This is a genomic window from Aeromicrobium erythreum (assembly GCF_001509405.1).
Taxonomy (GTDB): domain Bacteria; phylum Actinomycetota; class Actinomycetes; order Propionibacteriales; family Nocardioidaceae; genus Aeromicrobium; species Aeromicrobium erythreum.
Window position 1 is genome coordinate 1228029 of the sequence record NZ_CP011502.1, and the last position, 23585, is coordinate 1251613.

The window sequence follows — 23585 nt, forward strand, 5'->3', positions numbered from 1 at the left end:
GACGAGAAGCTGCGCCAGCGCAGCCGCAGGTCGACGAGAAGCCGCGCCGACGCAGCCCCACCGAGCGAGAAGCCGCACCACTGCAGCCGCAGGTCGACGATGAGCCGCACCACCGCACCCACCCGACCGAGGGGCCGCGCCGACGCAGTCGCCAGGCATCATCGAGGGGTGGACGAGGCGTACGTCGAGCAGGTGCTGCGGCTGGTGGAGCGGATCCCGGCCGGACGGGTGCTGCCGTACGGGCGGGTGGCGGAGGTGGTCGCCGGCGGGTACGGCCCGCGCTACGTCGGGCGCATCATGTCGCTGTACGGGCACGCCGTGTGCTGGTGGCGGGTGCCGCGGGCCGACGGGACGCTGCCGGCGCCGCTGATGATGGAGGCGCAGCAGCGGTGGGCGCAGGAGGGCACGCCGGTGCGCAACGGTCGGGTGCACGTCGCCGAGGCGCTGTGGGGCGAGGCGGGGGCGTCCTGAGCCTGTCGGTGGCCTCTGCTGGGATGGTCACGTGACCGTCGAGTACCGCATCCAGCCTCCCGAGCCCGCGACGGCGGCGCGGCGGGTGGTGCTCGACCCGAGCCAGCAGGCCGTGCTCGACCACGTCGCCACCGTCGGCGGGCCGCTCCAGGTGCTGGCGGGGCCGGGCACCGGCAAGACGACGACGCTGGTGGAGCTGATGGCGCAGCGCGTGGAGTCCGGCGCGGTCGCGGCCGACGAGGTCCTCGTCCTCACGTTCAGCCGGGCCGCGGCGCAGGAGGTCAGGGCGCGCATCGCCCGACGGCTGGGTCGCACGGTGGCCACCACGCCGGCCATGACCTTCCACTCCTTCTGCTACGCGCTCGTGCGCGCCGAGCAGGACACCACCGACTTCCGCAGCCCCGTCTCGTTGCTGAGCGCGCCCGAGCAGGACGCGGTGCTCGCCGACCTCCTCGCCGGCACCGACCCGCAGGAGTGGCCCGAGGCGCTGCGGCCCGCGCTGCGCACGCGCGGCCTGACGGCGGAGCTGCAGCGTCTGCTGGGTGCCGCCCGCGCGCAAGGTCTCGACAGCGTCGACCTCCTCGCCGTCGGCCAGCAGACCGGTCGCGCCGACTGGCAGGCCGCCGCCCGCTTCTTCGACGACGTCACCTCCGTGGCCGCGTTCACCAACACGATCGACCACACCGACCTCGTGTTCCAGGCGGTCACGCTCCTGGACGACCCCGAGTGCCGGCGCCGCTGGCGCGACCGGCTCCGGCTCGTCGTCGTCGACGAGTTCCAGGACACCGACCCGCTGCAGGTCGCGCTGCTGCAGGCCCTGGCCGGCGACGGTCGCGACCTCGTCGTGGTTGGCGACCCCTACCAGTCCATCTACGGGTTCCGCGGCGCCGACGTCACCGGCATCCTGCGCTTCACCGAGCAGTTCGCCACGCCGCTCGGCGAGCCCGCCGTGCTCACCCTCGCCCGCACCAACCGCTACGGCGCCGCCATCGCGGCGGCGGTCCGCTCGGTCGTCGAGAACCGCGGAGCGGTCCCGGGTCCCGACGGGGAGCGCCTCGCCGCGCTACGCTCGCCGGCCACCGATCCCGAGCGGTCGGGCAGCGTCGAGGTGCGCACGTTCTCCTCCGCCACCGCCGAGGCCGAGCACGTGGCGCTCCTGCTGCGCGAAGCCCACCTGGTGGCCGACCGACCCGTCCCCTGGGACCGCATGGCGGTGCTCGTCCGCTCCTCGGCCCACCTCGACCGGCTCCACCGGGCGCTGTCCGCCGCGGGCGTGCCCGTCCAGGTCGCGGGTGACGAGCTGCCCCTCGCCGTCGAGCCCGCCGTGCGCACCCTGCTCGCCGCGCTGCACGCCGCGCAGACCCTGCACGCGGGCGAGCCGCTCGACCCCGAGGCGGCCACGTCGCTGCTCACCGGCCCGCTGGGCGCGATGGACGCGGCCGGACTACGACGCCTCGGCCGCGTGCTGCGTCGCGACGACGCGGCCGAGCACGGCCGGCCTCGACCCTCACGTCTCCTCCTCGCCGAGGTGCTCGCCGACCCGCCCCGGCTCGCCACGCTCGCCGCCGACGGTCCCGAGGGCCTCGCCGTCCAGCAGGCACGACGTGTCTCGGGGCTGCTGGTGCGCGCCGTCGAGCAGCTCGCGGCCGGCGCGTCCGCCGAGGAGGTGCTCTGGACGTTGTGGGACGGCACCACCTGGCCGCAGCGGCTGCGCGCCGAGGCGGAGTCAGGTGGCGAGGGCGCGGCCCGGGCCCACCACGACCTCGACGCCCTCTGCGCGCTGTTCGCCGAGGCTGCCCGCGCCGAGGAGCGCGAGGCGCATCGCTCGGTCGGCGAGGTCGTGCTCGCCCTCGAGGCGCAGCAGATCCCCTCCGACACGCTCGCCCAGGCCCCCGACGACACCCGCGCCGTCCGCCTCATGACGGCGCACCGCTCCAAGGGCCTGGAGTGGGACCTCGTCGTCGTGGCCGGCGTGCAGGACGGCGAGTGGCCCGACACGCGCCTGCGCAGCAGCCTGCTGCAGCCCGAACGACTGACCCGCGAGGGCGTGGCGCCCTACCCGAGCACCCGCTCGGCGATCGCGGAGGAGCGTCGGCTGTTCTACGTCGCGTGCAGCCGCGCCCGCGAGCGGCTCGTCGTCACCGCCGTCGCCAGCGGCTCCGACGACGGCGACCAGCCGTCGCGCTTCGTCGGTGAGCTCCACACGTCGCTGACGCAGCCCGACGAGGACCGCCCGGCGCGCCGGACGCTGCCCGAGACCGAGCACCGACCGCGCCGCGCGCTGTCGCTGCGCTCCGCCGTGGCCGAGCTGCGGCGGATCGGCGAGAACACCGACGACCCGGCCGAGCGGAGGCGCGTCGCCGAGCAGCTCGCACGGCTGGCCGGCCACCCGGCGAGCCGGGCCGCCCACCCCGACCGCTGGTGGGGGCTGGCGCCTCGCACGACCTCCGACGCACCCCTGCGGCCCGCCGACCAGCCGATCCGGCTCTCGGGCAGCCAGGTGTCCGCCCTCGAGCAGTGCCCCCTGCAGTGGTTCCTCGACCACGAGGCCCGCGGCGCGCACGCCACCACGTCGGCGCAGGGCTTCGGCTCGATCGTGCACGCCATCGCCGCCGACGTCGTGCGCACCGGGGTCACGCCCGACGTCACCGCCATGTCGGCGCACCTCGACGACGTCTGGCACGAGCTCGACCTCCCGCCCTGGGTCGGTGCCCGCGAGAAGACCGCCGCCGTCGAGGCGCTCGGCCGGTTCGCCACCTGGCACACCGAGAACCCGCGCACCGTCGTCGCGGCCGAGCACCCCTTCGACGTCGAGGTCGAGGTCGAGGGGCGCGCGGTCCGCCTCGGCGGGTCGATGGACCGGGTCGAGGTCGACGACGAGGGCGGCGTGCACGTCGTGGACCTCAAGACGTCCAAGAACCCGCCGTCCTCGCGCGACATCGCCGAGCACCCGCAGCTCGGCGTCTACCAGCTCGCGGTCGAGCACGGCGCCACCGCCGACGTCGTCCCCGACGGTCACGCGGCCGGTGCGGAGCTGGTGCAGCTGCGCGTCGACGCCTCCGGCGCCCCCAAGGTCCAGCCGCAGGACGGCCCCCGCGACGACCAGCCGTTCTTCGCGGTGGAGCAGCTGCGGCGCAGCGTGCGCACCGTCGCCGAGGAGCAGCTGGTCGCCACCGCCTCTCCGAACGCCTGCGGCTGGTGCCAGTTCCGCCGGGTCTGCCCCGCCCACGACGACGGCGCCAGCATCCTCGTCCGCCAGCGCGGGCCGGTCGCGGGGGAGGAGCAGGCATGAGCCTCGTCCGCGACGCGCAGCACCTGCGCGACCTCGTCGGCATCCCGTTCAGCGAGCCGCAGGTCGCCGCCATCACCGCCGGGCTCGACCGCCCGGGCGCCATCATCGCCGGGGCCGGGTCGGGCAAGACGACGGTCATGGCGGCGCGGGTGCTGTGGCTCGTCGGCCACCTCGGCGTGGCACCCGAGCGGATCCTCGGCCTGACCTTCACCAACAAGGCGGCCGCCGAGCTGGGACAGCGGATCCGGGCGAGCCTGGAGCACCTGCCCGCCGACCCGGGCGACCCGTGGGGCGACGTCACGGCCTCGACGTACCACGCGTTCGCCGGGTCGCTCATCACCGAGCACGGCCTGCGGCTCGGCATCGAGCCCGACCTGCAGGTCGTCACCGACGCGTCGCGGTTCCAGCGGATGGCCCGCGTGATCTCCGCCTACGACCGCGAGCTGCGCTTCATCGGCACCCACGTGCCCACGCTGGTCGGCCAGGTGATGGCGCTGGACTCCCAGCTGTCCGAGCACCTCGTCAGCCCCGAGCAGCTGCGCCAGCACGACGCCGCCGTCGTCGCGGAGTTCGAGGCGGTCGGCAAGCCGGCGCTGCTGCGCGACGCCGCGCTGACCGCGCTCAAGCGCAGCGAGCTCAGCCTCCTCGTGGAGGCCTACCGCGTCGCCAAGGCCGCCGACGGCGTCATGGACTTCTCCGACCAGATGGCCTGGGGCGCCCAGCTCGCGCAGCTGCCGGAGGTCCGGGCCGCCATGCTCGAGCGCTACGACGTCGTCCTGCTCGACGAGTACCAGGACACCTCCGTCGCCCAGCGCGACCTGCTGCAGGCGCTGTTCTCCGGGCTCCCCGTCACGGCCGTCGGCGACCCCGCGCAAGGCATCTACGGCTGGCGCGGAGCGGCCACCGGCAACCTCGAGGAGTTCCTCGACGACTTCCCGGCCGCCGACGGCAGCCGGGGTCGCCAGTTCGCCCTCGTGGAGACCCGACGCTGCGCGCCGGAGGTCATCGCGGCCGCCAACCACCTGGCGCAGCCGTTCTACGCGTCGTCGTCGGTGGTCTCCCCGCTCGTCTCGGCCGCCGACCTGACCGGGCGCGTCGACGTCGCGCTGCACCGCACCGTCGACGAGGAGATCGCCGCGCTCGTCGCCGGGGTCGTCGCCGAGCACGACGCCGGCCGACCGTGGGCCGACATCGCGGTCCTCGTACGGGTGGCCCGCGAGAACGGCGAGATCGTCAAGGCGCTGCGCGACGCGCACGTGCCCTTCGAGATCGTCGGCCTGGCGGGGCTGCTCGTGCAGCCCGAGGTGCTCGACGTCGTCTCCCTGCTCGAGGTCGTCGAGGACGTCACCGCCAACCCCGCGGTGCTCCGGCTGCTGGCCGGGCCGCGCTGGAACGTCGGACCCCGCGACCTCGCGCTGCTCGGTCGACGTGCCGCGACGTTGAGCGGACGCGCGCACGGCGCCCAGGACGACGCGACGCTCGCCGAGGAGCTGGCCCGCGCGGTCGAGGGCACCGACCCCACCGAGGTCGTCTCGCTCGCCGAGGCGCTCGACGACCCCGGCGACCTGCCCTACGACCCCCGCGCGCTCGAGCGCTTCGCCGACCTCTCGCGGGTGGTGCACCGCGTCCGGGCGCACGTGGGCGAGCCGCTGCTCGACCTCGCGCGTCGGGCCGTCCGCGCGCTCGACCTCGACGTCGAGCTCGAGGCCGGCGACGTCGAGGGTGCGTCCGACAACCTCGCGACGTTCCTCGACGCCGTGGCCGACTACGGGGCCACCGACCGCTACGCCTCGCTCACGGGCCTGGTGACCTACCTGCGGGCGGAGTCGGAGTTCAACGAGGGCATGGAGGTCACGACGCCCTCGGAGGCCGACTCGGTCAAGCTGCTGACCATCCACCGCTCCAAGGGCCTGGAGTGGGGCGCGGTGTTCGTGCCCCTCGTGTCGAGCAGCGTGTTCCCGTCCGGTCGTGGCCGGCCGAGCTGGCTGACGAACGGCAGCGCGCTGCCGACGTCGCTGCGTGGCGACGCGGCGAGCCTGCCCGACCTCGCGGAGTGGACGCCGACCGCGGGCAAAGAGCTGCGCGCGGCGAGCCGCGAGGCCGACCTGCTCGAGGAGCTCCGCCTCGGGTACGTCGCCTACACCCGCGCCAAGGAGCACGTGGTCGTGAGCGGCCACTGGTGGGGACGCACCCAGCTGAAGCCGCTCGGACCGTCGGACTTCCTGCTCACCACGCGCGACTGGCTCGCCGAGCAGGGGATCGACCCGCTGCACTGGGCCGAGCCTCCCGCCGACGACGAGACCAACCCGCACCTCGTGCTGGCCGACGGGATCGCGTGGCCGGTGGAGCCACCGGCTCTCGACGGGCGGCGAGCGCTCGCCGCGGAGGTCCTGGCCGCCCTCGACGGGGGCGGGACGCCGGTGCCCGAGCTGCCGGTCCCCGGCGACCGCGTGGCCGAGCTGTCCCTCGAGATCGATCTCCTCCTCGCCGAGGCCGAGGCGGCGCAGGCCGAGGCGCGTCCCGTCGAGCTGCCGTCCACGCTGTCGGCGACGGCGGTGCTGGCCCTGGCGCAGGACGAGTCGTCGTTCGCGCGCACCCTGGCGCGGCCGATGCCGCGCCAGCCCTCGGGCGCCGCCAGGTTCGGCACCCGGTTCCACGCCTGGGTCGAGTCGCACTACGGCCAGCGACCTCTGCTGGAGCCCACCGAGCTGCCGGGACAGGGCGACGTCGAGCTCGCCGACGACGCCGAGCTGGCCGACGTCATCGAGCGGTTCGAGTCGGGCCCGTACGGACACCGCACGCCGCACACGATCGAGGCGCCCTTCTCGATGCTGCTGGCCGGCCAGCAGGTGGTCGGCCGCATCGACGCCGTCTTCGCCACGACCACGCCGGCCGGCCGTGGCTTCGAGGTGGTCGACTGGAAGACGAGCCGACAGGCCGACGCCGACCCGCTGCAGCTCAGCCTGTACCGGTTGGCGTGGGCCGAGCTCCAGGGTCTCGACCCCGCACTCGTCTCGGGCGCGTTCTACTACGTGCGTCTCGGCACGGTGGTGCGGTACGCACCCGAGGACCTGCTCGACCGTGAGGCTCTCGAGGCGCTGCTCGCGCCCGGGACCGGACCCGGGCCTAACCTGGCAGGGTGAGCGCCTCGACCTCGTCCGCGACCCCGCCGTTCGCCTTCGACCGGGCCCGCCACGACCGTGCGGGCCTGCTACGGGCCGACGACGCGTGGGACGGTCCGCAGGTGCGCGTGCTGGTGCTGGGCGGTGAGCACGTCGCGACGGTCGACGGGCCCGCCCTGCGCTGGCTGCCGCGCGAGGAGGCGCCGGAGGGCACGTGGATCTTCCTCGGCGAGCTCGCCGGGGTGCCGCACGCCGCGGTCGTCGTCGAGCGCGTGCCGCAGGACCTGGTGCCGGTGAGCATCCGCGTCCTGGCGCCCCTGCTCGGTGCCGACGACCTCTCCCTGGCCGTCCACGCCGTCGGGATGGCCCGCTGGCTCGCCGCCACGCCGTTCTGCCCGCGCTGCGGCGGGGCCACCGAGATCCGGTCGGCCGGCCACCTGCGCCGGTGCACCGTGTGCGGCACCGACCACTTCCCGCGCACCGACCCCGCCGTCATCATGCTCGTCACCGACGACCAGGACCGCGCACTCCTCGGGCACCAGGCCAGCTGGCCGGAGGGTCGCTGGTCGACGCTCGCGGGGTTCGTCGAGCCGGGGGAGACCCTCGAGGACGCCGTCCGCCGCGAGGTGACCGAGGAGTCCGGTGTCGTGGTCGGCGACGTGGCCTACGCGGGCAGCCAGCCGTGGCCCTTCCCGGCGAGCCTCATGGTCGGCTTCTTCGGCCGGGCGACGGCCACCGACATCGAGGTCGACGGCGTCGAGATGGCGGCGGCCCAGTGGGTCACCCGCGAGGAGCTGCTGGCGCAGGGCGAGGCGGGGACGCTGCTGCTCCCGCCGTCCGGAGTCTCGATCTCCAGCTGGCTCATCGAGAGCTGGCTGGGCGAGCGCATCCCGTCCGGCTGGTACTGACGTCGGGGCGGTAGGCCGCCGCGGAGCTCGAGCGAGCGGTAGCTGGCGCGCGTCACCTGACGACGATGACGCGGGTCCGCGACCGCCAGCACTCGTTCCGCGGCTCACCTACCGCCAGGGGGTCAGACGCCCAGCTGGGCCTTGACCTGCGCGACGGACGGGTTCGTGAGGGCGGTGCCGTCGGCGAACACCAGGGTGGGGACCGTCTGGTTGCCGTTGTTGGCCTTCTCGACGATCGCCGCGGCCTCGGGGACCTGCTCGATGTCGACCTCCTCGAAGCTGATGCCCTCGCGCTGGAGCTGCGACTTCAGCCGGTGGCAGTAGCCGCACCACGGGGTCGAGTAGAGGGTGAAGTCGCCGGTCATCGTTGTCTCCTGTGCGGTCTAGGCTGGTCGCACCGGTGTCGACGACGCCGGTGCCACGGGTGTCAACGACACCACGGCCGGGCTTGTTCCGCCCCGCCGGCCTGTCCGGCACCCCCCGACCCGTCCCCGACCGAGGAGAAGTGCCCGCGTGCCCAGCCCCGAGGACCTCCTCGAGAACCTCGACCCCGAGCAGCGGGCCGCCGCCGAGGCCCTGCGCGGCCCGGTCTGCATCGTCGCGGGCGCCGGGACGGGCAAGACCCGCGCCATCACCCACCGCATCGCCTACGGCGTCGCGACCGGCCTGTACGTGCCCACCGAGGTGCTCGCGCTCACCTTCACGACGCGTGCCGCGGGCGAGATGCGCGGACGGCTCGCCCAGCTCGGCGCGCCGCACGTGCAGGCCCGCACGTTCCACTCCGCCGCGCTGCGCCAGGCGCGGTACTTCTGGCCGCAGGTCTACGGCACCGAGCTGCCGGAGGTCGTGGGCTCCAAGTTCGGCCTCGTCGCGGAGGCCGCGAGCCGTGAGGGCATCCGCCGACCCGACAACGCCGTCATCCGCGACCTCGCCGCCGAGGTCGAGTGGGCCAAGGTCAGCAACGTCCGTGGCGCCGACTACCCCGATGTGGCCCGCCGCCGCGGACGCGAGGTCGCCGACCTCGACCCGGGCCGGGTCGCCGCGGTCATGGCCGCCTACGAGGACGTCAAGCGCGAGCGCGGGCGCATCGACTTCGAGGACATCCTGCTCATCACCGCCGCGATCCTCGCCGACGACGAGCGCATCGCCGCGCAGGTCCGACGCCAGTACCGGTGGTTCGTCGTCGACGAGTACCAGGACGTCAACCCGCTCCAGTCGACGCTGCTCGACCTCTGGCTCGGCGGACGCGACGACGTCTGCGTCGTCGGCGACCCGCGCCAGACCATCTACACCTTCGCCGGGGCGTCGCCGCAGATCCTCGCCGACTTCGCCCAGCGCTACCCCGACGCCGAGCGGGTCTCGCTGGTGCGCAACTACCGCTCCACCCCGCAGGTCGTGGCCGTCGCCAACGCCGTGTTCGACGGCGTCCGGGGCGAGGCCCACGGCCGACCGCTGCAGGCGCAGGCCGCTCCCGCCGAGCCCGTGCGCTACCTGGGGTACAGCGACGAGCCGAGCGAGGCGTCCGCGGTGGCCGACGAGGTCGTCCGGCTGCACCGCTCGGGGGTGCCCTACCGCGAGATGGCCGTCCTGTTCCGGATCAACGCGCAGTCGGAGGCCTTCGAGGAGGCGCTGGGCGAGCGCGACGTCCCCGTCACCCTGCGCGGGGTCGAGGGCTACTTCCAGCGCGCCGAGGTGCGTCAGGCCGTCACCCTCCTGCGCGGTGCGGCGCGCGCCGGCGAGGACGGGGCCGACGCGACGGTCGACGTCGACGCCCCCGACCACGGTCGGCTCGGGCACGAGGTCCGCGCGGTCCTGGCGAGCATGGGACACACCGAGACCGCGCCGTCAGGTCCGGGCGCCACGCGCGACCGCTGGGAGTCGCTGCACGCTCTCGTGACGATGGCCGACGACCTCGCCGAGTCCCAGCCGGAGGCCGGTCTCACCGAGCTGCTCGCCGACCTCGACCGTCGCGCGCAGTCGGCCCACGCGCCCACCGCGGAGGGCGTGACCCTCGCGACCCTGCACGCGGCCAAGGGCCTGGAGTGGGACGCCGTGTTCTGCGTCGGGGCGCACGAGGGGATGATGCCCATCACCCACGCCGACACCCCGCAGGCCGTGGCCGAGGAGCGTCGGCTGTTCTACGTCGGCGTCACCCGGGCGCGGCGCCACCTGACCATCTCCTGGGCGCGGGCACGCAAGCCCGGCGGGCGGCAGGGGCGCAAGCCGACCCGGTTCCTCGACCCGCTGCTGCCGCCGGACCACCCGGCGCGCGGCGGCTCGGCCGGGCCGCGCCCCAAGAAGCGCAGCAACGTCGAGCTCGAGTCGCTCGACGCCGACGCCCGCGCGGTGTTCGAGCGTCTGCGGGAGTGGCGCAGCACCACCGCCGCGGACGCGAAGGTGCCGGCCTACGTCGTGTTCACCGACGCCACCCTGCTCGCCCTGGCCGAGCTGCGCCCCGCCGACGCCCACGGGCTCGTCGGCATCCCGGGGATCGGCCAGACGAAGCGCGAGCGCTACGGCGAGGCGGTGCTCGAGGTCATCGCCCAGCAGGGCTGAGGCGCTCGGCGGCCGTCGCCACCACGACGTCGGTCAGCCGGTCGAGCAGGCTCGACGGCGTCCGCCAGCGCTGCCACGACAGCGGGGAGCGGATCGTCGGACCTGCGAGGTCGACGAGGTCGGGCCCGTACGTGGCGGCGTGCTCGGCGGGCAGCAGGCCCCAGCCGAGACCGAGGGAGACGGCCCGCGCGAAGTCGTGCGGCGACGGCACGAGGTGGCGTGGGGTCAGGGACGCGTCGACGTCGTGCGCGGCGAGCCAGTCGGCCTGGAGCGAGTCGGTCGGGTCGTAGTCGACGCGCGGTGCGGTCCGCAGCTCGGCCTCGCCGACCCCGTCGGGGGCCCAGCGGTCCATCCAGGTGCGCGACGCCATCGCCCGGTAGGTCAGCGCGCCGAGCGGGACTGCCCGGCACCCGGGCACCGGCTCGGCGCGGGCCGTGACCGCCGCCATCACCGTGCCGTCCTCGAGCATGCGCGCCGTGCGCGTCTGGTCCTCGCGGTACAGCTCCACCTGCACGTCGCTCGTGCGGGTGAACCGCGACACCGCCTCGAGGAACCAGGTGGCGAGGGAGTCGGCGTTCACGGCGACGGCGAGGCGGGGGAGGCGTGCCTCGGCCAGGCCCAGCTCGGTCGCGGCGTCCTCGTCGAGCAGGGCCAGACGTCGGGCGTAGCGCAGCACGACCTCCCCGGCGGCCGTCGGCCGCACGGGAGTCGTGCGCACCAGCAGGCGCTGGCCGACCGACTCCTCGATGGCCTTCACACGCTGGCTCACCGCGGACGGCGTCACGTGCAGGGCGCGGGCGGCGCCGTCGAAGGTGCCGGCCTCGACCACCGCGGCCACGGTGCGCACGGCGACGGGGTCGGACCACATGAAGCCATGCTAATGCACCTGAAGAATTCTTCGCTGGTCCTGAAGATGCTTGCGCCCTAGCGTGGCTGCGTGACCAGCCTCCTCTCCGGCCTCGGTGCCGGCCTCGCCCTCATCGTCGCGATCGGCGCGCAGAACGCCTTCGTCCTGCGGCAAGGGCTGCGTCGCGAGCACGTCGGCCTGGTGGTGGCGGTGTGCGCTCTCTCCGACGTCGTGCTCGTCGCCGTCGGGGTCGTCGGCCTGGGGCGACTCGTCGAGTCGGTGCCCTGGTTCGTCGACGCGGCCCGCTGGGGTGGCACGGCGTTCCTCGCCGGCTACGCGGTCCTGGCGCTGCGCCGGGCGGTCACGGGGTCGGGGGAGTCGCTCGAGGTCGACGGCGACGCCCGCGTCGAGTCAGGCGGCGGGCTGGCGGTGCGGGTGAGGCCGTCGGCGGCGCGGGTCGGGCTGACCGCGCTCGCCCTGACATGGCTGAACCCGCACGTGTACCTCGACACGGTCGTGCTGCTGGGGTCGGTCGCCGCCTCGCACGGTGACGCCCGTGGGTGGTTCGCTGTCGGCGCCATGACGGGCAGCGTCGTCTGGTTCGCGGCGCTCGGGTTCGGTGCGCGTCACCTGGGCCGCTGGCTGCGCGAGCCGCGCGCGTGGCGCCTGCTCGACGGCGCGATCGGCTGCGTCATGCTGGTGCTGGCCGCCGGCCTCGTGCTCCGCTGAGCCTCAGTCCGGTGGCTCGAACCCGGGGATCGACTCCTCCAGGATCGAGCGGAACGGTGCCGTCGCGTTGAGCTGGCACAGCACGCCGACGCCACCCAGCCAGACGCGGTGGATGAGCAGGTACTCCGGCGGCAGGTTGATCTTCATCGACGTCGACATGCCCTCGCCGCCGAGGCCGACCCGGCCTGCTTGCTCACGCAGCCAGGCCCTCGAGAACGTGAACGTCGGGGCGCCCGCCGGCTCGACGAACGGCGCGATGTACCCGGCCATCACCTCGGGATCGATCTTGGTGCCGGGACGCAGGAACCCCTCGCTGCGCAGGTGGTCGGTCACCGCCTGCGCGTCGCCCGCCAGCGCGGCGGTGAGGAGCGGGCCGAGTGCGGGAGGCAGCCCGTCGGGCAGGTGTGCCACCGCACCGAAGTCGACGACGCCGAGACGTCCGTCGGGGAGCACACGGAAGTTGCCGGGGTGCGGGTCGGCGTGCAGCAGCCCGACGCGGTCGGGGCTGGTGAGCAGGAACCGCACGTAGCGCTCGCCGTAGCGGTCGCGGTCGTCCTGGCTGCCGTCGCGGATGAGGTCGGCCAGCGAGCCGGTGGACTCCATCCAGCTGCTCACGAGCACGCGCTCGGTCCCGTGCACGACGCTCGGCACGAAGATCTCGGCGTCGTCGGCGTACTCCTCGTGGAAGCGCTGCTGTGCGGCGGCCTCGAGCGTGTAGTCGAGCTCCTCGACCACCCGGTCCTCGAGCTCCTGCAGCAGCGCCTTGACGTCGATGCCCGGCGCGAGGACCCCGAGCAGCCGGGAGATGCGCGACAGCTGACGCAGGTCCGAGCGCAGCGCCTTCGCGGCACCGGGGTACTGCATCTTGACGGCCACCTCGCGTCCGTCGTGCCACCGACCGCGGTGCACCTGCCCGATGGAGGCCGCCGCGGCGGGCTGATCGCCGACCTCGACGAGCCGGTCGCGCCAGTCGCCGCCGAGCTCGGCGGTCAGCTGACGGTGCACGACGTCGACCGGCATGGGCGGGGCGGCGTCCTGCAGACGGGTGAGCGTCTCTCGGTAGGGCGCTGCGATCTCCTCGGGCAGCGCCGCCTCGAAGATGCTCATGGCCTGGCCCATCTTCATGGCGCCGCCCTTGAGCTGGCCCAGCACGCTGAACACCTGCTCGGCGGTGCGCCGCTGCACCTCGGTCAGCACGGCGTCGGCGGGCGCGCCGCCGATCCGCCGGCCCATGCCGAGGGCGGTGCGGCCCGCGAACCCGACCGGCAGGGCCGCGAGCTTCGCGCCACGCGTGAACGCCCCGACCGGGAGCGACGACCGACTCCGGCGGCCAGTGCCGCGGTCGTCCGTCGTGTCGTCCGGCTCCTGTGGCTCCACGTCTTCCAGGATAGGTGCCATCGGCTCAGGCGTCCCGGTGGAGCAGGCTCGTGCAGCCCTCGTGGACCGGGACCGGTTCGCGCACGACGTCGCGTCCGCGCAGGTGGAGCACGCCACCCACCGTCTCGGGACGATCCGGTCCGGCGCAGGCCGCCGTCTGCTCGGCGACCGCGGCGGCGAGGCGGTGCAGCAGGACCGGCCCCGGCGACGGTGGGGGAGCGGCGACGAGCGGGCGACCGAGCTGCCTCACCACCGCGGCCCACGTCGGGTCCGCGGCGGCGCGTGCGGCGTCGTGGCACCCGAGGCACGACGTGTTGCCCGCGACCGTCAGCGGACCGACGCGGGCCCAGTGCTCGTCGACCACGACGGGCAGGACCGGCAGACCGGTCTCGACCGCTCGCGCCACCCAGTGCCGGTCGGGCTCGCCGGCCGCGACCAGCAGGAGCAGCGCGGCGTCGCCGACCGGGTCGGGCCGCAGCCCCAGCGCGTCGACCGCGCCCGCCACGACCTGTGCGACGTGCTCGCTGCCCGCCCACGCCCGGATGCGGACCGAGAGGCGCGGCAGCGTGGGGGGCGGACCAGGCCGCAGCGCGCCACGGGCCACCAGGTGCTGCACGACCGAGCGCGGGTCGTCCTCGAGCTCCGGGACCCTCTCCCGGGCCAGTCGCTCGACGGACTCCAGGCTGCGACCGTCGAGCAGCCGGAGGAGGGCGAGGAGACCCGGTCGGTCGGTGAGCACCACGTCGGGTCGGCCGACGACGGTCAGTCGTCGCGCGTCACGACGCACGACGTCGGCTCCCGGGAGGAGGACGGGCCGCAACGTCATGACCGCCACCTTGCGGGGCTCGACGGGTGCGGACCAGCGGGCGTCCACAGCGCCCACGGAGGCATCCAGGGGGCCGGACGTGCGAGAGCCGGGCTCCCGAGGGTCTGCCTTCCCCTGCGGACCTGATTCGGGAGCCCGGCTGAGGACACCGTAGGGGTCCCAGAGGGGCGCGTCAACCGACTTGGCAGAACCGTTGTCCACTCCTGTGGACAAGTCTGTGGGGAAGATGTGCGCATCGCCGTCGGTCGGTGTGGACGGCCCGTGGACAGACGGGTCTGAGCCGGTGGAGACCGACGTTCCGACGGTACGGAACCGCCTCCTGACCTGCGACGGGACGGCCTCGACCACGCCCGGCGGATGTGGACGAAGATTCCTCGTCCGTCGGAGCCCTCGGCTACCGTCCAGGGCGTGGGTGAGGTGGAGATCAGGCGCAGCACGCGACGTCGTCGCACCATCCAGGCGTACCGCGACGGCGACCGCACGATCGTGCTCGTGCCCGCCCACCTGTCACCCGAGCAGGAGCGCGAGGAGGTCGCGCGGCTCGTGGCCCGTCTCGACGCCCGCGTCGCTCGGACCCCGGCCGGCGACGAGGAGCTGATGGCCCGCGCGCGCACCCTGTCGGATCGCTACCTCCAAGGTCGCGCGGTGCCCACCTCGGTGCGGTGGGTCACCAACCAGACGCAGCGCTGGGGCTCCTGCACCGCGGCCACGGGGGCCATCCGCATCTCCGACCGCGTCCGCGACATGCCCGACTACGTCGTCGACCACGTCGTCCTTCACGAGCTCGCCCACCTCATCGAGCCCAACCACTCCCCGCGGTTCTGGGCGCTGCTGGCGGACTACCCGCACGCGGTCAAGGCCGAGGGGTTCCTCGAAGGCGTGTCCTGGCAGCAGCGATGAGCGCCAGCGTGTCGGCATCGGTCGGCTCCACAGGATCGTCGACACCGAACCAGGCCACCGGGTCCTCGTCCTCGGCCACGACGGGCTCGGCGTCGACGGGGGCCACGGCGAGGAGCTGGACGTCGAGATGGTGGCCGCCGGGGGAGCAGAACGGCACGGCGTGCCGCGAGAGACGCAGCGGGTCGGGGTCGACCTGCAGGCCCGCGATGCCCGTCTCCTCCAGTGCCTCGCGTGCGGCGGCGTCGACCAGGCTCGCGTCGTCGGCCTCGCAGTGCCCGCCGGTCTGCAGCCACATCCCCGCCTTGCGGTGACGCACCAGCAGCACGCGCTGAGCGTCGGCCGTCATCACGAGCGCGCTCGCCGTCACGTGGTCGGGCCGGCAGGGGCGCAGCATCCCGTCAGGGTGCGCGGCGAGGTGAGCCAGGTACGCCACGCGCAGCCGTTCCTGGCCTGCGTCGGGTGCCGTCCAGGCCGCCAGCGTGCGCGTCGCGTCGGCGTGCAGGGTCACCGGGCGTCGCCGGTGCCGGGCTCGTCGTCGCGGCCCGGGGTGCCGTCGCCGGCCTCGCCGGACAGCAGCTCGTCGAGCGCGGCGTCGAAGTCGTCGTCGCCGGACTCGCCGCTCGCGAAGCCGAGCGGGTCGTCGAGGTCGGCCGCGGTCGGCATGAGGTCGGGGTGGGTCCAGGCGGCGTCTCGTGCGGCCGGACCCTGACGGTCGCGGACCGCGGCCCACAGGTTCGCGGCGTCGCGCAGACGACGCGGACGCAGCTCCAGGCCCACGAGCGACGCGAAGGTCTGCTCGGCGGGACCGCCGGTGGCGCGGCGACGGCGGACCGCCTCCGCCAGGGCCGGCGCCGACGGCATGTCGCGCGCGGCCTGCGAGACGACCTCGTCGACCCAGCCCTCCACGAAGGCGAGCAGCGTCTCGAGCCGCTCGACCGCGTGCTGCTGGCCGGGGGTGCGGCGCGGCTCGAACAGGCCGCCCTGCATCGCCTCGGCGATCGCCTCGGGACGGCTGGGGTCGATCTCGCGCACCTGCGCCTCGATCGCCTCCACGTCGATCTGGGTCCCCGCGCCGAACTCGTCGATGGCGCCGACCAGGGCCTGCTCGAGCCACGGTGCGTGCGCGAAGAGCCGGTGGTGCGCGCACTCGCGCAGGGTGACGTAGAGCAGCACGTCGGCCGACGAGTGCTCGAGGCCCTCGCCGAAGGCCTCGACGTTGTGCGGGAGCACGGCGGCCACGCGGCTCGGACCCATGGGCAGGCCGATGTCGGTCGACGACAGCACCTCGGTGGCCAGACCCGCGAGGCCCTGGCCGATCTGCTGCGCGAACATGGCGCTGCCGGCCTGGTTCAGCATCCCGATGAGCGGGCCGGCCATGGCCCGTGCCTCGTCGGGGATGGCCTGCGCGATCGCCCCCACCACGTTGTCGGCGATGGGCTCCATGAGGCGTCGCCACGAGGTGCCGGTGGCCTCGACCCACTCCGCGCGGCTCCACGCGACGGACGACGTCGTGGCGGCGGGGACGTCCGTGACGCGGTCGAGCCACGTCTCGGCGAGCCGGACGGCGTCGGCGACCGCCCCGACCTGACCCGCGTGCGGCGACGGGTCGGGGCCGGCAGCGGCGAGCGTGCGGCGCGCGACGTCGCGGGCGGTGTCGAAGTCGACGGAGCCGTCCTGCGTGGCGCCGCTGAACAGCTGCTGCATCTGCCCGAAGATCGCGCCGAGGTCGGGTGCCTGGCCGGCGGGCCCGCCGGCGGCGCCGGGGATCCCGCCGAGTGCCCCGAAGACCTGCTCGAAGGGCGTCCCGGCGAAGGGGTTGGGCTGCTGCGGCTCCCGGTTGTCCTCGGAGGAGGAGTCGTCGCGGTCGTCAGGTGTGTCGGCCATGGGGCCAGCGTATCGAGGCGGCCCCACGGGGTCGGGTCGTTCACCGCTGCCCGCGCTGGGCGGCGCAGCGCGGTCGCGCCGACTACGGTGGTGTCCCATGAGCACGGTCCGCCTGGTCGACGTCCGCGACACCGCCCTGAGCCTCGACGAGGTCTTCACCGCGGTGCGCGACCCGCACGCCGGCGGCGTCGCCCTGTTCGTCGGCACGGTGCGCGATCACGACGGTGGGCAGGACGTCAGCGCCCTCTCCTACAGCGCGCACCCGAGCGCGGTCGAGCGGCTGCGCGAGGTCGCGGAGCGGGTCGCGGCGGAGGAGGACGTCGTCGCGGTCGCCGCGGTGCACCGGGTCGGCGACCTGCAGATCGGCGACCTCGCGGTCGTCGTGGGCGTGTCCGCCGCCCACCGGGCCGAGGCGTTCGTCGGTGCCCGCCGCCTGATCGACGAGCTCAAGGCCGAGGTGCCGGTGTGGAAGCACCAGACGTTCGAGACCGGCGACGCCGTGTGGGTCGGGGCCTGTTGACCGGCGCAGTTGTCGTCGAACTCTAGGGTGGAGCCGTGCCCGACGACCCTGGACGAGACACCGCCGTGCCCGAGGGCGCCCCGCACGACCCTGACGCCCACCGGCTGGGGCGTCGCTACGTCACCCTGCTCGTCGCGGGCGTGAGCGTCGTCGCCCTCACGTGCGTGGCCTTCCTGCTGCCTGCCCCGTACGTGACCATGCGTCCCGGCCCCGCGTTCGACACGTTCGGCGAGATCGGCGGCCGGCAGATGTTCACGTTCGGCAAGGGCGTGAAGACCTACCCCGTCGACGGTGCGCTCGACTTCACCACGGTCTCCGTCACCCGCGCCGACACGCACGTGAGTCTCGGGTCGGTCGTCGAGGCCTTCCTCACCTCCGACGTGGCCGTCGTGCCGCGCGACATCGTCTACCCCGACGACGAGTCGGCCGCGGCGTCGAAGGCCGAGGGCCAGGCGCAGCTCACCAGCTCCAAGGACAGCTCGCTCGTCGTCGCGCTCCGGGCCGCCGGGTACCGCGTGGGCGAGCGCGCGTCCGTCGCCGCTGTCGCGCAGGACGGTGCCGCAGCGGGCAAGCTGCAGCCGAAGGACGAGATCACTGCCGTCGACGGCCGACGTACCTCGTCCGCGGCGTCAGTGGTCGAGGCCGTCGGCCGGGTGAAGCCGGGCGCGACCGTCACGCTCGACGTCGTCCGCGGCGGCACGCAACGCACCGTCGACGTGACCACCCGCCCCGACCCGCGCGACGCCTCCGTCCCGCGCGTGGGGGTCTCGCTGGGCACCGTCTACGACTTCCCGATCGACGTCGAGAACAACGTCGGCGACGAGGTGGGCGGCCCCAGCGCTGGCACCATGTTCGCGCTCGCGATCTACGACCGCCTGACGCCCGGCTCGCTCACGGGAGGGCGCACCGTCGCGGGCACCGGCACCATGAGCCCCGACGGCACCGTCGGCCCCATCGGGGGCGTGCGGCAGAAGATCGCCGGCGCCGCGGCGGCCGGCGCCAAGGTGTTCCTGGTGCCCGACGCGAACTGCGCCGAGGCCGCGCAGGGCTCCGACCACGGCATGACGCTCGTGCGGGTGGCGACCTTCGACGAGGCCGTCAAGGAGCTCACGGCGCTCGCCGAGGATCCCGACGCCCGGGTCAGGACGTGCTCGTGACGACGCCGGAGCAGGAGCCGCTGCCGTCCACGCCGTTGCGGCTGGCCGCGCTCGAGGTCGAGGCGCACGTGGCCGCGGACGGGTGGGACCAGGCGCCCCGCCTCTACGCGCTCGTGCGCACTGCCGCCCTCGTGGAGGCCGAGCCCTCGCTCGCGGCCCAGCTCGCCGTGCCGCTGCGCGACGCACCCGACGGCTTCACGACGATCGAGCAGGAGCTGCACCTCGCGGGTCGACCGCTCGAGGACGTGCTCGAGGAGATCCAGTGGCCTGACGCCGTCGACGGGTGCGCCGTCGTCGTCGAGCGCATCATGCTGCCGCCCGAGGCTGAGGAGGACCTCCCGTCCGACCCGGCCGCGGTCGCGGAGGCGGCCGCCCGCCACCCCGCCCGCCAGGACGTGCGCCTCGTGGCCGTCGTCGACCGAACGGGGGAGCGGCACAGCGCCGTGCGCGCCCGCACGCCCGCCGACGCCACCCTCCTCGAGGGCCCCGACCTGGTGCCCGGTCTGGTGCAGGCCCTGCTCCGCACCCTCGACCTGAACGCCTGACGTAGGCTCGCCCCACCGTCAGCCCCACCGCTGGACCCGACCCCAGAACGACACCTGGAGCCCCGTGAGCGACATCTTCGGTACCCCCCGTCCCCGACCCGAGCCGACGCCCGGCGGGGTCGACAAGCGCCGGAAGGTGCTCGTGCCCACGCTCGTCACGCTGGCGGCGCTGCTGTTCCTCGGGTCGATCTTCACGTCGGTGTGGACCGACCGGCTCTGGTTCCGCTCGGTCGACTACTCGAACGTGTTCACCACGGTGATCGTGAACCGCGTCGGGCTCTTCGCGGTGCTCGGGCTGCTGTTCGGGCTCGTCGTCGCCGCCAACGCGTGGCTCGCGCACCGGCTGCAGCCCGACACACTGCCCATGCGCCGCGACGACCCAGCGTTCCGGTACCGGCAGGCGCTCTCGCCGGTCAAGCGTCCGGCGCTGATCGTGCTCGCCGTCGTGCTGACGGTCTTCGCCGGCTCCGTCGCGTCGTCGCGGTGGGAGACGTTCCAGCTGTGGCGCCACGGCACGTCGTTCGGCGAGCAGGACCCGCAGTTCAAGAAGGACATCGGCTTCTTCGTCTTCGACCTGCCCTGGTTCAACTTCCTGTCGTCGTTCCTGTTCGCGCTCGTGGTCGTCGCCGTCCTGGTGAGCGTCTTCGTGCACTACGTGTTCGGTGGCATCCGGTTCGCCGGACGCGGCCCGCGCTTCACGCGCGCGGCGCAGGTGCACCTGGCGGTGCTCGTCGGGTTCGGCGTGCTGCTGCGGGCCTTCGGCTACTGGCTCGACCGCTACAACCTCGCCGTCAACGGCTCCGGCCTGTTCACCGGCATCGGCTTCACCGACGCCAACGCGCGGATCCCCGCAGCGAACATCCTCATCGGCGTCGCGCTCGTGTGCGCCGTGCTGTTCTTCGCGTCCGTGTTCGTGAAGTCGTGGGTGCTGCCGGGCGTCGGGCTGGGCCTGCTGCTCCTCACGTCGGTGCTCATCGGCGGTGTCTGGCCCTACGTCATGCAGTCCTTCCAGGTGCGTCCCTCGGAGCCGGACAAGGAGGGCCAGTACATCGCCCGCAACATCGAGGCGACGCGCGAGGCGTACGACGTCGCCGACGTGGAGACCGAGGACTACACCGCGAACACGACCCTGACGCCGCAGGAGCTCAACGCGTCGGCCGAGTCGCGCGTCAGCACGCGTCTGCTCGACCCGACGCTCATCTCGCCCGCGTTCCAGCAGCTGCAGCAGGTGCGCGGCTACTACACCGTCCCGCAGACCCTCGACGTCGACCGCTACAAGCTGGGCGACGACGACATCCCGCAGGACGTCATCATCGCGGCCCGCGAGCTCGACCTGGGCGGCCTGCAGGACTCCCAGCGCAACTGGGCCAACGACCACACCGTGTACACGCACGGCTACGGCATCATCGCCGCGCGCGGCAACCAGCGCGGCGAGCAGGGTGAGCCCGTCTGGGTCCAGAAGGACATCCCGCCGGTCGGGGAGATCGAGACCGAGGTGCCGCCGCGGATCTACTTCGGCGAGAGCTCGCCGTCGTACTCGATCGTCGGACGACCCGAGGGCGCCGCACCGATCGAGGTCGACATCCCCCGCGGTGGCGGCTCGGGCAACGACGGCGCCGAGAGCGCCACGCAGAACACCTACGACGGCGAGGGCGGCGTGCCCGTCGGCAGCCTCTTCCACAAGGTGCTCTACGCGTTCAAGTTCGCCGAGCCCAACATCGTGCTGTCCAACCGCGTCAACGAGAACTCCAAGATCCTCTACGACCGGCACCCGCGTGACCGCGTCGAGAAGGTCGCGCCGTGGCTGACGGTCGACGGCGACACCTACCCGGCGGTCGTCGACGGTCGCGTGGTGTGGATCGTCGACGGCTACACGACGAGCAACAGCTACCCGTACAGCGAGCGACGTTCGCTGCGCCAGGCCACGGACGACACGCTGACGCAGGGTTCGTCGCAGGCCGCGCTCCCGACGGACAACGTCAACTACATGCGCAACTCCGTGAAGGCCGTCGTCGACGCCTACGACGGCAGCGTGAAGCTGTACCAGTGGGACACCCAGGACCCGGTCCTCAAGACGTGGATGAAGGTCTTCCCGGGTGTCGTCGAGCCGCGCTCGCAGATCGACCAGAGCCTGCTGGAGCACCTGCGCTACCCGGTCGACCTGTTCAAGGTCCAGCGCAACGTGCTCGAGCGCTACCACGTGACGGACGCGCAGACGTTCTACGAGGACGGCGAGCGTTGGCGCGTGCCCGAGGACCCGGCGACCCCGTCGGGTCAGCCGAAGTCGCTCCAGCCGCCGTACTTCCTGACGACGGCGCGTCCCGGCCAGGAGGACCCCGCGTTCTCGCTGACCAGCGTCTACCTGCCGAACAGCCGCCAGAACCTGGCCGCGTTCATGTCGGTGAACTCCGAGGCGTCGAGCGAGGACTACGGGAAGATGCAGATCCTGCAGCTGCCGAGCGACACGCAGGTACCGGGTCCGAGCCAGATCGCCAACCAGTTCAGCTCCGACCGCGGCGTGACGCAGGCGCTGCTGCAGTTCCGCCAGTCCGACGCACGGGTGCTCAACGGCAACCTGCTGACCCTGCCCGTGGGCGACGCGCTGCTGTACGTGCAGCCGGTCTACATCCGACGCACGGCGGAGGAGGGCAGCTACCCGGTGCTGCAGTTCGTGGCGGCGTCGTTCGGCGAGGAGGTCGGCTTCGGCCAGACCCTCGACGAGGCGCTGCGCGTGGCGCTCGGCCTCGCGGAGGGCTCCGTCCCCGACCCGGACGAGGAGTCCTCGGGTGGCGGCACCGGTGGCAGTGGCGACGGTGGCGCGAAGACGACGCAGGAGTACCTGCGCGACGCCTCCGCCGCCTACTCCGCGGCCCAGAAGGCCCTCGAGGCCGGCGACCTCGCCGAGTACCAGCGTCGGATCAACCAGATGAACGCAGCGGTCGAGAACGCCCAGGACGCCCTGGGCCAGTCCGACCAGAGTGGCGGCGAGTAGGGGGCTCGACTCGCTCGGGCTACTCGACCGGCGAAGGTTTCGCTGGTCGAGTAGGCCGACCGGCGACGAAGGAGCTCGGTCGGACGTATCGAGACCACTCCAGGCGGTCGCTGGGAGCCGGCTCGCGCTGGGCCGTTGCCGGGTGGTCTCGATACGCGCCGACGTGCTCGCTGGCGCTCGCCGTCGCCGCTACTCGACCAGCGGAGCGTTTTGCTGGTCGAGTAGTCGCCTCCGCCGAGGGACGAGGCGTGAGGTGACGTGTCGAGACCACTCCAGGCGGTCGCTGGGAGCCGGCTCGCGCTGGGCCGTTGCCGGGTGGTCTCGATACGCGCCGACGTGCTTGCTGGCGCTCGCCGTCGCCGCTACTCGACCAGCGGAGCGTTTTGCTGGTCGAGTAGTCGCCTCCGCCGAGGGACGAGGCGTGAGGTGACGTATCGAGACCACTCCAGGCGGTCGCTGGGGGTCGGCTCGCGCTGGGCCGTTGCCGGGTGGTCTCGATACGCAGCCACGACGCTTCTTCGTCGCGCGTGGCCGCTACTCGACCAGCGAAGCGTTCCGCTGGTCGAGTAGTCGACGCCGCGACGAAGGAGCTGGCGTAGACGTATCGAGACCACTCTGAGCCCTCGCTGGGAGCCGGCTCGCGCAGGGCCGTTGCCGGGTGGTCTCGATACGCGCCGACGTGCTCGCTGGCGCTCGCCGTCGCCGCTACTCGACCAGCGGAACGTTTCGCTGGTCGAGTAGTCGCCTCCGCCGAGGGACGAGGCGTGAGGTGACGTATCGAGACCACTCCAGGCGGTCGCTGGGGGTTGGCTCGCGCTGGGCCGTTGCCGGGTGGTCTCGATACGTCCGAGCTTCGCAAGCTCGCTCGAACTACTCGACCGGCGAAGCGTTTCGCTGGCCGAGTAGCGCGGAGCCGCGACGAAGGAGCGTGCTCCGGGCGTATCGAGACCACTCCAGGGGGACGCTGCGGGTCGGCCCGCGCTGGGCCGTTGCCGGGTGGTCTCGATACGCGCCGACGTGCTCGCTGGCGCTCGCCGTCGCCGCTCCTCGACCAGCGGAGCGTTTTGCTGGTCGAGTAGTCGCCTCCGCCGAGGGACGAGGCGTGAGGTGACGTATCGAGACCACTCCAGGGGGACGCTGCGGGTTGGCTCGCGCTGAGCTGTTGCCGGGTGGTCTCGATACGTCCGAGCTTCGCAAGCTCGCTCGAACTACTCGACCGGCGAAGCGTTCCGCTGGTCGAGTGCCTCCACGAGCGCCAGCGAGGGGAGGTGTATCGAGACCACTCCAGGCGGTCGCTGGGGGTTGGCTCGCGCTGGGCCGTTGCCGGGTGGTCTCGATACGTCCGAGCTTCGCAAGCTCGCTCGAACTACTCGACCGGCGAAGCGTTTCGCTGGCCGAGTAGCGCGGAGCCGCGACGAAGGAGCGTGCTCCGGGCGTATCGAGACCACTCCAGGCGGTC

17 protein-coding genes are annotated in these 23585 nt (G+C 73.6%); 11 read left to right on the plus strand and 6 right to left on the minus strand.

Features of this window, described 5'->3' with window-relative positions:
- Positions 1 to 168: 168 nt before the first annotated feature.
- The 4 genes from Aeryth_RS05885 to nudC are packed head-to-tail and all read left to right on the plus strand — an operon-like array spanning position 169 to position 7793.
- Entirely contained in the window at positions 169 to 471 is a 303-nt protein-coding gene (locus Aeryth_RS05885) for an MGMT family protein (protein ID WP_067855872.1), read from the plus strand.
- 31 nt (positions 472 to 502) lie between these two features.
- Positions 503 to 3763, plus strand: coding sequence for an ATP-dependent helicase (locus Aeryth_RS05890; RefSeq protein WP_067855874.1), 3261 nt, complete (start codon positions 503 to 505; stop codon positions 3761 to 3763).
- Positions 3760 to 6906 (plus strand): ATP-dependent DNA helicase, encoded by a 3147-nt coding sequence (locus Aeryth_RS05895; RefSeq protein WP_067855878.1) that lies wholly within the window; start codon positions 3760 to 3762, stop codon positions 6904 to 6906. The genes Aeryth_RS05890 and Aeryth_RS05895 overlap by 4 nt, the downstream gene beginning before the upstream one ends.
- Positions 6903 to 7793: an NAD(+) diphosphatase gene (gene nudC / locus Aeryth_RS05900; protein ID WP_067855881.1), complete on the plus strand. Its 891-nt coding sequence runs from the start codon at positions 6903 to 6905 to the stop codon at positions 7791 to 7793. The genes Aeryth_RS05895 and nudC overlap by 4 nt, the downstream gene beginning before the upstream one ends.
- A gap of 122 nt (positions 7794 to 7915) precedes the next feature.
- Here the strand turns inward: nudC and Aeryth_RS05905 are convergent, their stop codons facing one another.
- Positions 7916 to 8158: a mycoredoxin gene (locus Aeryth_RS05905; protein ID WP_067855885.1), complete on the minus strand. Its 243-nt coding sequence runs from the start codon at positions 8156 to 8158 to the stop codon at positions 7916 to 7918.
- Positions 8159 to 8306: 148 nt separating this feature from the next.
- Here Aeryth_RS05905 and Aeryth_RS05910 point away from each other — a divergent pair, with 148 nt between their 5' ends.
- A complete protein-coding gene (locus tag Aeryth_RS05910; protein WP_067855888.1) occupies positions 8307 to 10349 on the plus strand; it encodes an ATP-dependent helicase in 2043 nt (680 codons plus the stop codon).
- Here Aeryth_RS05910 and Aeryth_RS05915 read toward each other — a convergent pair.
- Positions 10330 to 11217: an ArgP/LysG family DNA-binding transcriptional regulator gene (locus Aeryth_RS05915; protein WP_067855891.1), complete on the minus strand. Its 888-nt coding sequence runs from the start codon at positions 11215 to 11217 to the stop codon at positions 10330 to 10332. The genes Aeryth_RS05910 and Aeryth_RS05915 overlap by 20 nt on opposite strands.
- 69 nt (positions 11218 to 11286) lie before the next feature.
- Here Aeryth_RS05915 and Aeryth_RS05920 point away from each other — a divergent pair, with 69 nt between their 5' ends.
- On the plus strand, positions 11287 to 11925 hold the full coding sequence (locus tag Aeryth_RS05920; protein WP_067855894.1) for a LysE/ArgO family amino acid transporter: 639 nt from the start codon (positions 11287 to 11289) through the stop codon (positions 11923 to 11925).
- A gap of 3 nt (positions 11926 to 11928) precedes the next feature.
- Here Aeryth_RS05920 and Aeryth_RS05925 read toward each other — a convergent pair whose 3' ends face one another.
- Both Aeryth_RS05925 and Aeryth_RS17875 read right to left on the minus strand, forming a co-directional pair.
- Positions 11929 to 13302, minus strand: coding sequence for an ABC1 kinase family protein (locus Aeryth_RS05925; protein WP_067855897.1), 1374 nt, complete (start codon positions 13300 to 13302; stop codon positions 11929 to 11931).
- A gap of 25 nt (positions 13303 to 13327) precedes the next feature.
- Positions 13328 to 14185 carry a hypothetical protein gene (locus tag Aeryth_RS17875; protein ID WP_158509184.1) on the minus strand — a complete coding sequence of 286 codons (858 nt, stop codon included), beginning with the start codon at positions 14183 to 14185 and terminating at the stop codon, positions 13328 to 13330.
- A 351-nt stretch (positions 14186 to 14536) separates the two neighbouring features.
- Between Aeryth_RS17875 and Aeryth_RS05935 the strand changes: the two genes are divergently transcribed.
- Positions 14537 to 15028 carry a M48 metallopeptidase family protein gene (locus Aeryth_RS05935; RefSeq protein ID WP_317698584.1) on the plus strand — a complete coding sequence of 164 codons (492 nt, stop codon included), beginning with the start codon at positions 14537 to 14539 and terminating at the stop codon, positions 15026 to 15028.
- On the opposite strand, the gene Aeryth_RS05940 is transcribed toward Aeryth_RS05935, so the two are convergent.
- Positions 14982 to 15536 carry an NUDIX hydrolase gene (locus Aeryth_RS05940; RefSeq protein ID WP_067855906.1) on the minus strand — a complete coding sequence of 185 codons (555 nt, stop codon included), beginning with the start codon at positions 15534 to 15536 and terminating at the stop codon, positions 14982 to 14984. The genes Aeryth_RS05935 and Aeryth_RS05940 overlap by 47 nt on opposite strands.
- Entirely contained in the window at positions 15533 to 16912 is a 1380-nt protein-coding gene (locus Aeryth_RS05945; RefSeq protein WP_083516291.1) for a zinc-dependent metalloprotease, read from the minus strand. The genes Aeryth_RS05940 and Aeryth_RS05945 overlap by 4 nt, the downstream gene beginning before the upstream one ends.
- A gap of 97 nt (positions 16913 to 17009) precedes the next feature.
- On the opposite strand from Aeryth_RS05945, the gene Aeryth_RS05950 reads away from it, so the two are divergent.
- From Aeryth_RS05950 to Aeryth_RS05965, 4 genes are all read left to right on the plus strand, one after another.
- Positions 17010 to 17432, plus strand: coding sequence for a molybdenum cofactor biosynthesis protein MoaE (locus Aeryth_RS05950; protein ID WP_067855909.1), 423 nt, complete (start codon positions 17010 to 17012; stop codon positions 17430 to 17432).
- Positions 17433 to 17467: 35 nt separating this feature from the next.
- Complete coding sequence (locus Aeryth_RS05955; protein ID WP_067855912.1) at positions 17468 to 18589, plus strand: YlbL family protein; 1122 nt, start codon at positions 17468 to 17470, stop codon at positions 18587 to 18589.
- A complete protein-coding gene (locus Aeryth_RS05960; protein ID WP_067861416.1) occupies positions 18586 to 19134 on the plus strand; it encodes a PPA1309 family protein in 549 nt (182 codons plus the stop codon). The genes Aeryth_RS05955 and Aeryth_RS05960 overlap by 4 nt, the downstream gene beginning before the upstream one ends.
- Before the next feature lie 64 nt (positions 19135 to 19198).
- On the plus strand, positions 19199 to 22126 hold the full coding sequence (locus Aeryth_RS05965) for a UPF0182 family membrane protein (protein ID WP_067855915.1): 2928 nt from the start codon (positions 19199 to 19201) through the stop codon (positions 22124 to 22126).
- Positions 22127 to 23585 lie beyond the last annotated feature (1459 nt).

What these genes read in the sequence shown, in the direction of transcription:
- Aeryth_RS05895 (WP_067855878.1), top strand. Translation starts at nt 3,760, where the DNA reads ATGAGCCTCGTCCGCGACGCGCAGCACCTGCGCGACCTCGTCGGCATC.
- Aeryth_RS05905 (WP_067855885.1), bottom strand. Translation starts at nt 8,158, where the DNA reads ATGACCGGCGACTTCACCCTCTACTCGACCCCGTGGTGCGGCTACTGC.
- Aeryth_RS05915 (WP_067855891.1), bottom strand. Translation starts at nt 11,217, where the DNA reads ATGTGGTCCGACCCCGTCGCCGTGCGCACCGTGGCCGCGGTGGTCGAG.
- Aeryth_RS05945 (WP_083516291.1), bottom strand. Translation starts at nt 16,912, where the DNA reads ATGGCCGACACACCTGACGACCGCGACGACTCCTCCTCCGAGGACAAC.
- Aeryth_RS05950 (WP_067855909.1), top strand. Translation starts at nt 17,010, where the DNA reads ATGAGCACGGTCCGCCTGGTCGACGTCCGCGACACCGCCCTGAGCCTC.